This is a genomic window from Prosthecobacter vanneervenii, from assembly GCF_014203095.1.
Classification (GTDB): Bacteria; Verrucomicrobiota; Verrucomicrobiia; order Verrucomicrobiales; family Verrucomicrobiaceae; genus Prosthecobacter; species Prosthecobacter vanneervenii.
On record NZ_JACHIG010000006.1, the window covers coordinates 387844 to 402330 of the forward strand.

Sequence of the window (14487 nt, forward strand, 5' to 3'; positions counted from 1 at the left end):
GATGGGCCACGCAGCCACCTGAGCCTCACTTGCCGCTGAAGAGCCATATGGCGAGCAGGAGCGTCCAGAGGATGTTGAAGGCCTGGCCGCCGAGGAAGGCGAGAGCGGGCCTGCCACCGCCGAGCTTGAAGAGATCGCCGATTCGGGTTTCGAGGCCGATGCAGACGAAGGCGGCGGCGAACCAGACCTCGCGCAGGCCTTTGAGAGGCTTGGCGGCGGCCTCTGCGACAGCCGGAGGCACGAAGTAGGAGAACACGACGGAGGCGATGACAAAGCCGATGACGAACTTGGGGAAGCGCTCCCAGATGAGGCCGACGGAGGGCTTTTTTCCCTGGTGAGCCCCATCTTTGCCACCGCGCATGGTCCACCAGATGGAGAGGATGAAGGCAGCGACGCCTATGAGGACGTTTTGGGAGAGCTTGACGATGACACCGACCTTGGTGGCATTTTTGCCCACCTGCTCTGTGGCAGCGGCGACGGAGCCGCTGGTGTCCAGCGTGCCGCCGATCCAGGCGCCGCCGACGGCCTCAGAGAGGCCCATGGACTTGATGGCCCAAGGCATGGCCACCATCATGGGCACAGCACAGAGGAGAACGATGGAGGTCACATAGGAGAGTTTTTTGCGGTCGCCCTGAATGGCGCCACAGGCGGCGATGGCGGCGGAGACGCCGCAGATGGAAACGGCGGTGGAGAGCATGACGCCGAACTCGTCATCGACCTTCAGTTTGCGAGCGATGAAGTAGCATACATACCAGACCACCGGAATGACGAGCGCGGCCTGGATGAGGCCGGGGAAGCCCGCCTTCATCATCTCCGGGAGGAGAATGGTTGCGCCGAGGAGCACGATGCCGACTTTGATAAAAAACTCGGTGCGGATGGCTTCGCGAAGCCACTCGGGCACTGGAAGCAGGTGGCTCCAGATCAGGCCGAGGCCAAGGGCAAAAACGACGTACTCGAGCCCCCAGGCCTTGATGCCTGCGTGGGCGGCGATCCACTGCGAGAACCAGCCAAGGATAAACACCACCACAGCCCCGATGAGGAAGGAACCGATTTTTTTCCCCAGAGAGGCTGCGAGAGCTAGGCCCGAGATGCCGAGAAACACCGCCAGCAGAACAGCGCTGACAGCAAAGTTGTCGGGCGTAAAGGCCTTCGAAACATCCGCCATGCCGCTCCAGCCCCAGGCAGGCAGCTTGGGGCTCCAGCCGCTGCCGACTGCGATGAGGACGGGCAGTGCGGCCAGGACGGCCAGCCAGTCTTCATTTTGCCACCAGTGTGAAGGTGGGGTTCCAGGAGTGGGGTAGGCGGAGTCTGAGGCGGCGGAGTTGGCTGGCATGGAAATAAAAAAAATCGCGGCGGTTATACCGCCGCGATTTAAACGCATCTTGGAAGGCCGATTTTACTACCAGCCGCCAAAGGCATAGGGATTGTTCCCCATCTGAGGGCCGTAACCATTACCCGGATAGTAGCTGCTTGGCTGGTTGTAGCCGTAGCCGGGATTGCGATTGTAGCTGGGAGCGCAGTTGGGCTGGCTGTAGCTAGGCTGTGAGTAGTAGCCCTGTGGCGGGCAGGCGCGCTGGCTGTTTCCGACCATGCTGCCGGCCAGTGCACCCAGCACCCCGCCGATGGCGGCACCTTCCAAGCCACGGTGGCTTTGGTTTCCAATGATGCCACCCGCGCCAGCGCCGATCAGCGCACCGGCGACGGTGCTGTTGGCGGAGGAGCGCCCGTAGCCACCGCCGTAGCCGCTATTGTAGCCGTAACCGCCGCCCCCGTAGCCATAGCCGTAGGGATCTGCACAGGAGGTCAGGCCGAGGCTCAGCAGGAGAGTTCCAAAGGTGAGCGAACGAACAAACGAAGTCTTCATAGGGTGGTGAGGTGAATCTTGTCCTGCAGTCTGACGCCCGCCGCTGCAGAGTATTCGATTATTTTTTGCACAGCCCGGTCTAAAGTATCGCCACAGTTGCAAAAGAGCTGCGTCTGCGGCTGGATGCGCGCCACCATGAAGCTCTTCCCAGCCCTCCTGATTTCCACCCTGGCCGCCTTTGCCCCGCTCGGGGCGGCAGATTCGTATGACATCGTAGTGTACGGCGGCTCCTCAGGCGGCATCACGGCGGCAATCCAGGCAGCGCGCATGGGCAAGACAGCGGTGCTGATTGAACCGACCAAGTTTCTCGGCGGCCTGACCACGGGCGGGCTCGGGGCGACAGACATCGGCAACAAGAAGGCCATCGGCGGCATGTCGCGGGAGTTTTACGCGAATGTGTTCAAGTATTACAACGACGCGGCAAAGTGGCAGCACCAGACGCGCACGGAGTACTTCGCCAAAAAGCAGCATGGCAACACTGGCACGGAAGACACGATGTGGACCTTTGAGCCGCATGCGGCCACGGAGATCTATGACGCGATGCTGGCCACGGTGAAGGACAAGGTGAAGGTGGTCTTCAGCGAGCGACTGGACCTCAAAAAAGGCGTGGTCAAACAGGGCACCCAGATCACAAAGATCATCATGGAAAGCGGTCGCGCCTTTGAAGGGAAGATGTTCATCGACGCCACCTATGAGGGTGACTTGATGGCAAAGGCGGGTGTGAGCTATGCCGTGGGCCGCGAGGCAAATGCGCAGTTTGGCGAGACGATCAACGGCGTGCAGAAGGTCAAAACCATCCACCATCAGTTCATCAAAAATGTGGACCCTTATGTGAAACCCGGTGATCCAAAGAGCGGTGTGCTGCCTGGCATTGATCCCGGCGACATCGGCGAAGATGAAAGCGGCGACCGCAAGCTTCAGGCCTACAACTTCCGCATGTGCACCACCGATGTGCCGGAAAACCGCCGCGCCTGGGAGAAGCCTGCGAATTATGACGAGAAGTGGTTTGAACTGGCGCTGCGCAATGTGGAGGCCGGAGACGAGCGCATCTCCTGGGCCCCCACCTGGATGCCAAACCGCAAGACGGACACGAACAACAACTTTGCCGTCAGCACGGACTTCATCGGTCAGAACTTTGAGTATCCAGACGCCGATTACGAGACGCGCGCCAAGATCTGGAAAGCACATGAGGACTGGCAGAAGGGCCTGATGTGGACCTATGCGCACCACCCCCGCGTGCCGGAAAAGATCCGCGCCGCCTATCAAAAGCTGGGATTGGCGAAGGATGAGTTTAAGGACAACGACAACTGGCCGCGCCAGCTCTACGTGCGTGAAGCGCGCCGCATGATCGGCGGCTATGTGATGAGCGAGAAGAACTGCAAGCGCCGCGAGATCGTGGAGGACAGCGTGGGCATGGGTGCCTACAACATGGACTCGCACAACGTGCAGCGCTACATCACCAAGGAAGGCTTCGTGCGCAATGAGGGGGACATCCAGATCGGCACGCGTCCGTACCCGATCAGCTATCGCAGCATCACGCCGAAGGCTGAGGAGTGCACCAACCTGTTGGTGCCTGTTTGCCTCAGCGCCACGCACATTGCGTACGGCAGCATCCGCATGGAGCCTGTGTTCATGGTCATGGGCCAGAGCGCGGCTACGGCGGCGGTGATCGCGATTGAGAGCGGCAAGGCGCTGCAGCAGATCGACTACGCCAAGCTGAAGGAGAAGATGCTGGCGGATGGGCAGGTGCTCGACTTTGAATCACCGCCCGTGCCGGAGCACGTCTCCATCAGCAAGGAAAAGCTGGGCGGCATCGTGGTGGATGACAGCGAAGCTGAGCTGACCGGCTTCACCTCCGAAGGCCACACCACGCCGGGCTTTGTGGGCCAGGGCTACCGCCATGATGGAGACACTGCCAAAGGAGAGCAGAAAGCGCGCTTCACTCCGGATCTGCCTTCAGCTGGGAAATACCGCGTGGCCATCACCTACACCGCGCTGGCCAACCGCGCGGACAAGGTGCCTGTGGTGGTTCATTTCGCAGGCGGAGAAAAGACGGTGATCGTGGATCAGAAGAAGAAAGCCCCTGAAAGAGACGTGCTGCTGCCGCTGGGAACATTCTCTTTTGAGAAAGGAAAAGCCGGATGGGTTGAGATCCGTAATGAAGGCACCAAGGGCCACGTCATCATTGATGCGGCGCAGTGGGTGATGGAAAAGTAATACCACGCACAGCTTGCAACGGGTCTCATGGGGGAAGCGTGCATCCCATGCGGCCACCCAATGCTCTGGCGTAGAGGGATCGTCCCGATCCCACACGCTCACGCATCGCCCAGAGCTTTTGCGTCTCCACAAAGCCGAGCCTTCTGCATCGTCCAACACCATCGCACATCCGCGAACCCGCTGCAGGTGGGGGGATCAAGATGATTCCCCTCCTTCGGCTCGTACCACTACCTGAATTCTTGCCTGAGTCAGGGACAGGTCCGCGCCGCAGGCGGCATTACTCTTCCGCAGCGCCCTCTTCTCCATGTCCTTCCTCCGCCATGCGCTGGATGGTGGCACTGAGGAGGTCGATGTAGCCTTGCACATCCATGCTCTCAGGTTCCGGTTCGCCGCGCACGGCGTAGAGCCAGCCCTGCTCGTAGGGATCGCTGCGGACGATGCAGGCATCCACTTTCAGCTCGGGATTGCCACCGGCGAAGGCACCGTTCATCACGCAATAAACGTCGGATGCTGCCTTGAAGCCTTCCACCCAGCCGATGTTGTCGCCGGGTGTCACCTTGGCTCCGTCTCCGGGCTTCCATTCGCAATCGACGAGCTCACCCAGCATGCGGGTGGCGAATTTGGTGAAGCCCACGCGCCACACTCCCGGCTGACCTTCCACCGGAGCCATCCAGTAGTGCGAGCGTGAATAGCGGAAGGTGTCTGGAAAGCGTGCGGAAAAACGAGCGTGCTTGAAACGGACGAAGTTGAGCGGCATGGGGGAAATCGGAGGTCTGAAGGTGGGCAGAAGATCTGGAGGAAAGACGTTCGGAGACTACGCTTCCCGAGGCCTCTGCTTCCTGATCTTTTTTGACGGCGCAGCCACCGCTCCTACTTGCGCTGGCGCAGACCCACATAAGTCAGCACCACGCCCACGAGCAGGTGCACTCCCAGCATGGTCATGGCGATGTTTGGGGCTGCAAACCATGTGCGCGTCAGTTTGTCGATGGGGGAGAAGAAGGCGGTCTTCTCCATCGAGTCGATGATGCCAGACCAGCCGTAATGGGCGGTCACAAAGGGGTGCACGATGTGCCCCAGCACCTGCGGGAGCCCGAGCAGGCCGCCACAGAGGATCACATTAGCAAAGAGCACGGTCAGGGAGATGCTGTGGGCGCTTTCCTTGCTGTTGGCGCTGGCGGAGATGCCCAGGCAGACGGCGGCAAAGGCCGCACCAGAGAGCGCGGGCAGCACTAGCTTGGGCAGGCCGGCCCCCGGGAGGCCGCCTGAGACGATGTCGAGAAACATCTCCATCCAGATGCTTTGCACCAGAACGATGGGCAGCATGAAGAGCAGGGAGCCCAGCAGCCAGGCAAAGGGGCGCACGCCGCCGATGCGCTCGCGCTCATAGATGGCGCGTCGCTCGGAGATCTCACGTGCTCCCAGGCGCAGGGCCATGAAGAGCACCAGCAGGATCTGGATGAGCACGATCATGGAGGCAGTGTGGGAGGCGGGCCAGAGCGTGTCCGCGGCGGAGGTTCCGCTACGCACTTCCTTCAGCGCTTTCAGGTTGGGCAGCAGCAGCAGTGCGGCCAGGGCAGGCGCGCCCACCAGCAGGGACACGTGGGTGATCCAGTCCTTGGGCGTGCGGCGCAGCAGTGACCAGCGGCGCTTTACCAGATGCTGCACTTGGCTGAAAAGGCCGGGCAGCGGAAGGGTGGGGCGCGTCTCGTCCACGGTGGTTTTGCGGGACTCGGGCTCCTCAGAGCCATCCTCCTTCTGCATGAGAAGGGTGCGCTCTTCCTCTCCGGGATCTTCGTCGCCGGCAGAGAGTTTTTCAGCGGCGCTGCCACCGAGCTTGAAGGCGGCGTAGTAGGCCTCGCGGTGCTTCATCCAGGAGTCACCCCAGCGCTGGGCGGGGCGCTTGGCCAGACGGGCATAGACCTCGTCGTAGGTAGGTACGGAGAAGTAGTGAGGCACGGCGCGCGCAGGGCCGTGAAAGGCCACGTAGCCTTCGTTCATCACCACCACGGTGTCATACGCGCCGAGGTTGGCCAGGGAGTCAGTGGCGTGAATGACGATGCGGTCCGGGCGGTCTGCGGCCACCAGCTTGAGCAGTGCTTCAAATTCACGCTCGCTGCGCACATCCAGTCCTACGGTGAAGTCATCGCACAGCACCAGCAACGGATCTGCCACCAGCGCCAGTCCCAGCTTGAGCCGGCGGCGCTGTGGCAGGGCCAGGGCGGAGGTTCGCTCTGTGGCGATGTTTTCCAGCCCCACCGTCACCAGCACATGGGAGACGCGCGAGATTACCTCGTCACGCGTGCTGCCTGCTCCACGCAGCATGGCCGCGCTGGAGAGGTTTTCCCGCACGGTGAGGTGCTCGATCAGGCCGTCGTCTCCGGCGGGCACCCAGCCGAGTTGGTTGGGGTGCAGCGGCTGCTTGAGGAAATCGCTGCCACGCAGGGAGAGGGTGCCGGCCTCGGGCTCGATGAGTCCTGCCAGGATGCGCAGCAGGGAGGTCTTGCCGCTGCCGGAAGGCCCGATCAATGCCAGCACATGGCCGCCCGGCGCGGAGAAGCTGACCTGCTCCAGCACACGGAGAGGCTCCTTGTTCTTTCCGGGAACCACATAGGAGAGATTGTTGATTTCGAGCATATCAGCCGAACTAAGCCGGTCTGGCAGGTGGAGGAAAGTTCAAAATTCAGCCTTCCCTTTACCCCGGCCTGCTTTTAATGGCACCGAAACCATGGCCACCATTCTCCAAGTCCACCCTGCTGACGACGCTATCGTCGCGCTTTCAGATCTCGCCGCAGGCTCCGCTCCCTCTCTGAACGGCCGTAGCTGGACGCTGCGGGAAAAAATTCCCGCCAAGCAAAAATTTGCCGCGCATGACTTTGCCGTGGGGGATCTGGTCACCATGTACGGCGTCACAGTCGGCCGGGCCACTCAGCCCATCGCCGAGGGGGCTCTCATCCACACGCACAATGTGGTGCATGCCACCTCCGCCTTCAGCGGCAAGCAGCGCGACTATGTGTGGACGCCGCCGGATGTCTCCAAGTGGCAGGGGCGCAGCTTTCAGGGCTTCAAGCGTAGCGTGGGCCCCGCCGGAACGGCCAACTACTGGCTCGTCATCCCCTTAGTGTTCTGCGAAAACCGCAACCTCGCCTTCATGCGCGAGGCCCTGACCCGAAGCCTCGGCTACGGCAAGACGTCGTCTTACGAGCGCTTCGCTCAGCGACTGGTGGAGATGCACCGCGCCGGTGCCACCAAGGCGCAGATGGATCCCGCCCTGCTGGAGGAGGAAAAGTCCGCCGCTGAGGCGCGCGTTTTCAAAAACATCGACGGCGTGAAGTTTCTGGAGCACGGCCTCGGCTGTGGCGGCACGCGGCAGGATGCCCAGGCCCTCTGCCGCCTCCTCGCCGGTTACATCCACAGCTCCAATGTGGCCGGTGCCACCATCCTCAGCCTCGGCTGCCAGCATGCGCAGGTCAGCCTGCTGGAGAGCGAGATGGCCGCGCTCTATCCGAAGCTGGAAAAGCCGCTGCTCATCTACGAGCAGCAGAAATGCAAATCCGAGCGCGACATGATGGCCGACGCCATCCGCGACACCTTTGTGCATCTGGCTGCCGCCAATGAGCAGACGCGGGAGCCCTGCCCGCTGAGCGATCTCATCATGGCCGTGGAATGCGGTGGCAGTGATGGCTTCTCCGGCATCTCAGCCAATCCCGCCATCGGCCACACCGCCGATCTCCTCGCCGCTCTCGGCGGCGCGCCGGTGCTGAGCGAATTTCCCGAACTCTGCGGTGTGGAGCAGAGCCTCAGCGACCGCTGCGTGACCGCCGCGCTCGCAGAAAAATTTGTGGGCCTCATGCGCGCATATGAAGGCGCGGCGCAGGCCTGCGGCTCAGGCTTCGATGCCAACCCTAGCCCGGGAAATATCCGCGACGGCCTCATCACCGATGGCATCAAGTCCGCCGGCGCAGCCAAAAAAGGCGGCACCAGCCCCATTGTGGACGTGCTGGACTACGCCGAGCCCATCCGCCAGCGCGGCGGCCTCACGCTCTACTGCACCCCTGGCAATGACGTCGAAAGCACCACCGCCTTGGCTGGTGGCGGCTGCAACATGATGCTCTTCACCACCGGCCTCGGCACTCCCACCGGCAACCCCGTCTGCCCCACCCTCAAAATCTCCACCAACAGCGATCTCGCGAAGCGCATGCCCGACATCATCGACTTCGACACCGGTCCCATCATCACCGGAGAAAAATCCGTTGAACAAATGGGCGAGGAAATGCTGGAACTCGTCATCGCGACAGCGAGCGGTGAGTACACGCCAAAGGCAGTCGCGCTGGGGCAGGATGACTTTCTGCCGTGGAAAAGAGGGGTGAGTTTGTGAGGCCGTGCTACTCAGATTAGACGCTATGCCGTAATATGGCGGATGACTCCGGCAACAGTGATACAATATTTCTGGCCGAATATCGGACGGCGTAAGGCAATCAGAGTTTCATTGGCATTCTGCTGCGAAAGCTTTCCACTTAGAGGTATGATATAATCAGTCTGTCCTACAGACTTGACCCCATAGTGCATGCAATGGGCGAGCAGTTCTTCCAATGTAGGAATGAGATCATCGTGCTTTCTCGCGAAGTCTTGTGTCCAAGAATGAGCCGAACTTAGATATCCTAGATTCTTGGGGCCACTCACTGAATTCATATCCAGCCCAAGGTCCAGGTGCTGGTAGCACTCGATTTGCCGTCTAATATACCGAGCAAGAGACTCAAGAACTTCCGATGAAGCGTTGGATAGTAAGGTTTCAGTGTTTTCAATTTCATCAGGGTAATCTCGAAGGTCCTTTTTCACCTCATCGTACGCAGCGGAAGAGCATCTGATCTTACCAATCAGAGAGCGGAGGGACTCTGAAATGCCTGGATGTTCAATCAGCTCATAGGCATCGGCCCACCCTGATCGGTCAAATGGGAGCTCCAACAAGCGAAGTAGGCCTTCTTTTTCGGCAAAGCCTGAGCCGTACCAGATAAGAAAGGGAATGCGTTCATGCAATGGCATCTTTTCAACGGTGCTCATCTCACCCGCTGATCCATATTTTGTTTCGATTGCGGCCGCGATGGCGTTGCACAATTCAAAGTCTGTGGCCCGGGCGCATGCGGACCAAAATGGGCTGGGTTTGTTAAGTTGATGCATGATGAAATAATCTTCCTTGGCTCACCCCTCCGTCTCTGAATGCAGCGCAATGCAGTTCCCCTCCGAATCCAGCACCTCAGCACGAAATCCATATTCCCCGATCGAGTGCACATCCGTCTGCACCGTTCCACCATTCGCGCGCACCGCTGCCACGGCTTCTCTCAGCCGACCGTTGACGTCGAAGTAGATCATGATGCCGTCGGCGGAGGGTTTGAAATCCTTCACCACCACCACGCAGCCCTGCTGCCCTCCATCCGCCGTCGGCAGCATCGCCGTGGGCACCCCGCCAAAGCTTTCCTCCTTCAGCTCCCGGCCCAGCACGGCGGAGTAGAAACGGATGGCACGTGCAAGGTCGGTGGCCGGGATGTCGAACCAGACGAGATTGGGCTTCATGGGTGGGAGGATGTCAGTCAGCTTGGAAGAAAGCAAATGGCATGCTTGTGACATGCGGGTGGAAATCAAGCTTGCCGCCGGTTGGGGTGTCATCCTTAATCCGGTCGCCATGCGCCGCGTCCTTCTAGCCTTTATTTTTTCTCTTCCAGCTCTTGCCCGCGACATCCCTGTGGCTGATGCCGCTGCCTTTGAATCTGCCGCCAAGTCGGTGCAGGCTGGGGATACACTGATCTTAAAAGAGGGCACTTGGGCAGATGCGCGGCTGAAGTTGGTGGCCGAGGGCACTGCGCAAAAGCCTGTCACGATCAAGGCGCAGACAGCGGGCAGGGTCATCTTCACCGGAGATTCCCGCCTCTCCGTCGGCGGCTCCCACATCGTCGTGGATGGTCTGTGGTTTCAAAACCCTACGGGCGAGCAGGTCATCGAGCTGCGCAAGGACTCCAAGCAGCTCGCCTCTGACTCCCGCATCACCAACTGCGCCGTCACCAACGACACCCAGCTCACCTCCACAAAGTCCTCACAGTTCGTCTCCATCTACGGCGCACGCAATCGCGTGGACCACTGCTACATCGCCGGCAAGACCACGCAGGGTACGACCCTCGTCGTCTGGCTCTCAAACGAAGCCAAGGATCAAGGCAGGCACCAGATCGATCACAATCACTTCGGTCCCCGCCCCCGCCTCGGCCAAAACGGCGGCGAAACCATCCGCCTGGGCGACAGCAAGACCTCCATGCAGACCGCCTCCTGCGTGGTCGAGCAAAACCTCTTTGAGCAGTGCGATGGCGAGGCCGAGTGCATCTCCAACAAATCCTGCGGCAACCTCTACCGCTACAACACTTTCAAGTCCGTCTCCGGCACGCTGACCCTGCGTCATGGCAATGGCTGCACCGTGGAGAAGAACGTCTTTCTCGGCGGCAAAGCCAAGGGCAGCGGTGGTGTGCGCGTGATCGGCGAGGACCACATCGTCACCGGCAACTACTTTGAAGATCTCGCCGGAGACAAAGAGCGCAGCGCCATGTGCTTCATGCTCGGCATTCCGGACTCCGTGCCCAGCGGCTACTTCCAGGTGAAGCGCGCCAAGGTGACCGGCAACACCTTTGTAAACTGCGCACACAACATCCTCATCGGTCAGGAGGGGGACAAAAAAGCCGTACTGCCTCCTCTGGAGACAGTGATCAGCGGCAACACCATCCAGACCACGAAAGGCGAGGCCTTTGAGATCAAATGCGCCGTGGATGGCGTGACCATGAAAGACAACAAGACCGGCAAAGAGATCGCAAAGCCCGGGCTGCCTTTTCAGGCTGAAGCCGCCGGTCCGGCATGGAAGTAGCTGCCCGGAGTTCTTGTTTCCATTTCTGCCTGCTTCCCTCTCCTCATGCGTACCAACGTCCTCGGCAAACCTCTCACCTGCTGCTGTCGCAAACCGATGACCGGCTTTTATCGCGATGGCTACTGCCGCACCGGTCCCGGAGATGTGGGCCTGCACACCGTGTGCATCGAGGCCACGGCTCAGTTTCTGCATTTCTCCATGATGCGGGGAAATGACCTGATCACACCCGCGCCGGAATGGGACTTTCCTGGGCTCAAGCCCGGCGACCGCTGGTGCCTGTGTGTCTCACGCTGGGCGGAGGCCCTCGCCGCCGGCGTCGCGCCGCCAGTTTGTCTCTCCGCCACACACGAGTCCGCCCTGGAGTGGGTGGACCTGGAAGATCTGCGCGCACATGCGCTGGATGATCCAGGGCCGGAATGATGAATAGCGTATCGCGCGGATGCGCGCTCACCGACTCGCGAGGAAATCGATCACCTGTTGCGCCAGCGTGCTGCTGATGCCGGGCACTTTGGCGATCTGCTCCACGGTGGCTTTGCGCAGGCGGGCCACGGAGCCAAAGGCCTTGAGCAGCGCCGCCTTGCGTGTCTTGCTGATGCCCGGGCAGTCATCCAAAATGCTCTCGGCCACACGGCGTCCCAGCAGCAGCTGGTGGTAGCCGTTGGCCCAGCGGTGCGCCTCATCACGAATGCGCTGCAGCAGCTTCAGCGCACCGCGCTCGTGCGGGATGATGACGGGATGGCTCTCGCCAGGACGGTACACTTCTTCGTTTTCCTTGGCCAGGCCGATGATGGGCAGCTCATGCAGGCCCAGCTTTTGCAGCTCCGCTACAGCCATGCCCAGCTGGCCTTTGCCACCGTCCACGATGACGAGATCCGGCAGGCGGATGAAGGTGGGCGTGCGCTCCGAGGCTTCCGATTCTCTGTCTCCCTCTTCTGCAAAGGCTTCGTCATTTTCCAGCCGACGCATGGCCTCCAGCGGAGACTCCTGTGAAAAATCAGCATCCGCGCCAGCAGCCTTGCGGCCTAGCAGGAGGATGCGCGAAAAGCGGCGGCGGATGACTTCCGCCATGCTGATGAAGTCGTTTTGTCCTGAGACGGACTTGATGCGGTAGCGGCGGTAGTTGGAGTTGTCCGGCACGCCGTTTTTAAAGCGCACCATACTGGCCACGCAGTGCGCGGTGCCGATGTTGGCAATGTCAAAGCACTCCATCACGAGCGGCGGCTTTTCCAGGTGCAGCAGTTCCTTCAGCTCCTGCACATCCGCCATCGGGTCGATGGTGCGCACGACCCGCGCACGAGCGCCGCGCTCAAAGGTGCGGGAGGGGATGAGCGTCTTGCGGAAGTCCTCGATCATGTCTCGCAACTCGGCGGCTTTTTCAAAGTCCAGCTTGGCGGCGGCATGCTGCATCTCCTCCTCCAGCGCGGTCACGAGGTCCTTGGATTTTCCTTCCAGAAACTCGCAGGCCTGCTCCATGCGCTGGCGGTACTCCTCCAGCGAGATCCGCAGGATGCAGGGCGCGGAGCAGTTTTTGATGATGTCGTTGGAGCAGTGTTTGTAGTCCGCCTCTCCTGGGCGTAGCGGGCGGCACACGCGGAGGCCGAATTTCTTGTTCAACCAGTTCAGCGTGGTGCGCAGCGCCATGCCGTGGGGGAAGGGGCCAAAGTACCGCGCGCCGTCGTCCTTCTTCAGCCGCGTGGTGGAGAGGCGTGGAATGGCATCGCCAAAGTGCACGCGCACGAGCATGTAGCGCTTGTCATCGCGGAAGGTCACATTGTACCGCGGCCGGAATTCCTTGATCAGCTTGCCTTCCAGCAGCAGGGCCTCGGTGTTGTTGCGCACCTCATGCAGGTCAAAGTCCCAGATGCTGGCGATTAGGGCGCGCGTCTTGCGGTCGGCCATGCGCGAGCGCGCCGGGGTGAAGTAATTCGCCAGCCGTTTGCGCAGGTCCCGTGCCTTGCCCACATAGATGACGGTGCCCAGCCGGTCGCGCATGATGTACACACCGGGCACGTGGGGCACGTCGCGGAGTTTGGCGATGAGATTGGGCCTTGGAATGGGTGGGGGCATCTAGGAGCAGGAAAGAATAAACGAATGCAGACGGCGCCGGGATAGCGGAATGAGAACTGAAGGGCGGCAGGTCAGCGCCGCCCATCATCCCAGATCCTGCCCGCCCTGGCAAATCAGCCCTGCTTTGAGCATACGCTTTTTGCTTGCCCTAGGCCGCACGGGGCTGTGCCACACGCCACGGATGTACTGGCTCGGAGATGCCTTTGAGCTGCATGGGCGGCATGGGCTCGGCGTGGATGATGGACTTGGAGTCGGTGTAGGTCTCCTCATCCATGATGATCTCCCCGGCCTGCGCGATGCTGCACAGGCGTGAGGCCAGGTTCACGCGGTGGCCCAGCACCGTGTAGCTCAGGCGCTGGTCAGAGCCCATGCAGCCAGCCACCACGGAACCGGTGGCCAGGCCGATGCCGACTTCCAGAGAGTGGCGGGAGACGTCATTAAGCTCCCGCCGCACGCGCAGCATGTCCTGCGCGCACTGCACGGCGCGCATGGCATCCTCTCCGGTGCTGAGCGGTGCGCCAAAGAGCACCATGATCAGATCCCCCACAAATTTGTCCACGATGCCACCATGCCGGTAGGCCACGTCCGTGAGCGCGGTCATGTGTTCATTCAGCAGGTCGATCACATCGGCCGGCGGCATGTTTTCCGTGATGGCAGTAAAGCCGCGGATGTCGCAAAAGAGCATGGTCACATGGCGCAGCTCTCCTCCGAGCGTGCCGCTCTGGGTGATCAGCTGCTCCGCCACCGTGCGGTCCGCCACGGCATTGAGCACGCTGCGGTACTTCTCCTGCAGGGCCAGTCCTGCGGCCATTTCATTAAAGGCGGAAGCCAGTCGGCCCAGCTCATCGCGGCGGCGCACGGGCACACGCACGTCATAGTTTCCATGCTCGATCTCATGCGTGCCCTGGGCGATCTCGCTGATCGGGCCGGAGAGCCCGCGCGAGATGTAAAGAACTGCGATCAGCGCAATGACCAGGGAGATGACTCCCAGCACGCCCACATCCCAGCGCAGATCCGCCAGCTCCTTGTCCATGGCCGTGAGCGGGTAGAGATTCACCTGCGCTGCCAGCGGGAAGGGGGAGCCGGGGTTCAGCACCCGGTAGTAGATCTGGTGGCGCGCCCCGTGGATGCTCACCGTCATGCCGCGCTGGGGCTTGTGCGTGTGGTGAATGGAGTCGGCGATGTGTGCAGCCACGATCTCGCGCTCCTCCTTGGGGATGGTGGTGCTCACCAGCCCGTCCTCCACCCACACACCACTCATGATCTCGCCGAGGTCGGAGTGTTTGGTCTGCTCGTACAGCACCTTTTCCGCCAGCACTTGCAGCGGCAGGCCAAAGAGGATCGCTCCTAGGCCGTGTTTGAAAACCCTCAAGAGCCATATCTGAGCCAGTCGATGACGGAGGCAAACTGAATAAGGGAGAGGAAGTGGCGAGCAAGCTTA

12 protein-coding genes are annotated in these 14487 nt (G+C 61.1%); 4 read left to right on the top strand and 8 right to left on the bottom strand.

Features of this window, described 5'->3' with window-relative positions:
* Window positions 1-25: 25 nt before the first annotated feature.
* Together HNQ65_RS15975 and HNQ65_RS15980 are read right to left on the bottom strand one after the other, a co-directional pair.
* Entirely contained in the window at window positions 26-1333 is a 1308-nt protein-coding gene (locus tag HNQ65_RS15975) for a YeiH family protein (RefSeq protein ID WP_184340670.1), read from the bottom strand.
* Window positions 1334-1399: 66 nt separating this feature from the next.
* Window positions 1400-1864: a YMGG-like glycine zipper-containing protein gene (locus HNQ65_RS15980; RefSeq protein WP_184340672.1), complete on the bottom strand. Its 465-nt coding sequence runs from the start codon at window positions 1862-1864 to the stop codon at window positions 1400-1402.
* 135 nt (window positions 1865-1999) lie between these two features.
* Here HNQ65_RS15980 and HNQ65_RS15985 point away from each other — a divergent pair, with 135 nt between their 5' ends.
* On the top strand, window positions 2000-4081 hold the full coding sequence (locus HNQ65_RS15985; RefSeq protein WP_184340674.1) for an FAD-dependent oxidoreductase: 2082 nt from the start codon (window positions 2000-2002) through the stop codon (window positions 4079-4081).
* Window positions 4082-4358: 277 nt separating this feature from the next.
* Here HNQ65_RS15985 and HNQ65_RS15990 read toward each other — a convergent pair whose 3' ends face one another.
* Both HNQ65_RS15990 and HNQ65_RS15995 read right to left on the bottom strand, forming a co-directional pair.
* Entirely contained in the window at window positions 4359-4838 is a 480-nt protein-coding gene (locus HNQ65_RS15990) for a glycine cleavage system protein H (RefSeq protein ID WP_184340676.1), read from the bottom strand.
* 113 nt (window positions 4839-4951) lie between these two features.
* On the bottom strand, window positions 4952-6715 hold the full coding sequence (locus tag HNQ65_RS15995; protein ID WP_184340678.1) for an ATP-binding cassette domain-containing protein: 1764 nt from the start codon (window positions 6713-6715) through the stop codon (window positions 4952-4954).
* Between the two features lie 91 nt (window positions 6716-6806).
* Here HNQ65_RS15995 and HNQ65_RS16000 point away from each other — a divergent pair, with 91 nt between their 5' ends.
* Window positions 6807-8456: a UxaA family hydrolase gene (locus HNQ65_RS16000; RefSeq protein WP_184340680.1), complete on the top strand. Its 1650-nt coding sequence runs from the start codon at window positions 6807-6809 to the stop codon at window positions 8454-8456.
* 23 nt (window positions 8457-8479) lie between these two features.
* Here the strand turns inward: HNQ65_RS16000 and HNQ65_RS16005 are convergent, their stop codons facing one another.
* Complete coding sequence (locus tag HNQ65_RS16005; RefSeq protein WP_184340682.1) at window positions 8480-9256, bottom strand: hypothetical protein; 777 nt, start codon at window positions 9254-9256, stop codon at window positions 8480-8482.
* Window positions 9257-9277: 21 nt separating this feature from the next.
* Complete coding sequence (locus tag HNQ65_RS16010; RefSeq protein WP_184340684.1) at window positions 9278-9649, bottom strand: VOC family protein; 372 nt, start codon at window positions 9647-9649, stop codon at window positions 9278-9280.
* Between the two features lie 109 nt (window positions 9650-9758).
* Here HNQ65_RS16010 and HNQ65_RS16015 point away from each other — a divergent pair, with 109 nt between their 5' ends.
* Both HNQ65_RS16015 and HNQ65_RS16020 read left to right on the top strand, forming a co-directional pair.
* Window positions 9759-10979: a polysaccharide lyase 6 family protein gene (locus HNQ65_RS16015; protein WP_184340686.1), complete on the top strand. Its 1221-nt coding sequence runs from the start codon at window positions 9759-9761 to the stop codon at window positions 10977-10979.
* 45 nt (window positions 10980-11024) lie between these two features.
* A complete protein-coding gene (locus tag HNQ65_RS16020) occupies window positions 11025-11399 on the top strand; it encodes a DUF2237 family protein (RefSeq protein ID WP_184340688.1) in 375 nt (124 codons plus the stop codon).
* A 27-nt stretch (window positions 11400-11426) separates the two neighbouring features.
* On the opposite strand, the gene HNQ65_RS16025 is transcribed toward HNQ65_RS16020, so the two are convergent.
* Both HNQ65_RS16025 and HNQ65_RS16030 read right to left on the bottom strand, forming a co-directional pair.
* Window positions 11427-13046, bottom strand: a complete 1620-nt coding sequence (locus HNQ65_RS16025; protein ID WP_246438325.1) for an excinuclease ABC subunit UvrC — start codon at window positions 13044-13046, stop codon at window positions 11427-11429.
* 148 nt (window positions 13047-13194) lie between these two features.
* Window positions 13195-14418, bottom strand: coding sequence for an adenylate/guanylate cyclase domain-containing protein (locus HNQ65_RS16030; RefSeq protein ID WP_184340690.1), 1224 nt, complete (start codon window positions 14416-14418; stop codon window positions 13195-13197).
* Between the last annotated feature and the right edge of the window lie 69 nt (window positions 14419-14487).

What these genes read in the sequence shown, in the direction of transcription:
- HNQ65_RS15980 (WP_184340672.1), bottom strand. Translation starts at nt 1,864, where the DNA reads ATGAAGACTTCGTTTGTTCGTTCGCTCACCTTTGGAACTCTCCTGCTG.
- HNQ65_RS15990 (WP_184340676.1), bottom strand. Translation starts at nt 4,838, where the DNA reads ATGCCGCTCAACTTCGTCCGTTTCAAGCACGCTCGTTTTTCCGCACGC.
- HNQ65_RS16005 (WP_184340682.1), bottom strand. Translation starts at nt 9,256, where the DNA reads ATGCATCAACTTAACAAACCCAGCCCATTTTGGTCCGCATGCGCCCGG.
- HNQ65_RS15985 (WP_184340674.1), top strand. Translation starts at nt 2,000, where the DNA reads ATGAAGCTCTTCCCAGCCCTCCTGATTTCCACCCTGGCCGCCTTTGCC.
- HNQ65_RS15995 (WP_184340678.1), bottom strand. Translation starts at nt 6,715, where the DNA reads ATGCTCGAAATCAACAATCTCTCCTATGTGGTTCCCGGAAAGAACAAG.
- HNQ65_RS15975 (WP_184340670.1), bottom strand. Translation starts at nt 1,333, where the DNA reads ATGCCAGCCAACTCCGCCGCCTCAGACTCCGCCTACCCCACTCCTGGA.
- HNQ65_RS16015 (WP_184340686.1), top strand. Translation starts at nt 9,759, where the DNA reads ATGCGCCGCGTCCTTCTAGCCTTTATTTTTTCTCTTCCAGCTCTTGCC.
- HNQ65_RS16025 (WP_246438325.1), bottom strand. Translation starts at nt 13,046, where the DNA reads ATGCCCCCACCCATTCCAAGGCCCAATCTCATCGCCAAACTCCGCGAC.
- HNQ65_RS16020 (WP_184340688.1), top strand. Translation starts at nt 11,025, where the DNA reads ATGCGTACCAACGTCCTCGGCAAACCTCTCACCTGCTGCTGTCGCAAA.
- HNQ65_RS16010 (WP_184340684.1), bottom strand. Translation starts at nt 9,649, where the DNA reads ATGAAGCCCAATCTCGTCTGGTTCGACATCCCGGCCACCGACCTTGCA.
- HNQ65_RS16000 (WP_184340680.1), top strand. Translation starts at nt 6,807, where the DNA reads ATGGCCACCATTCTCCAAGTCCACCCTGCTGACGACGCTATCGTCGCG.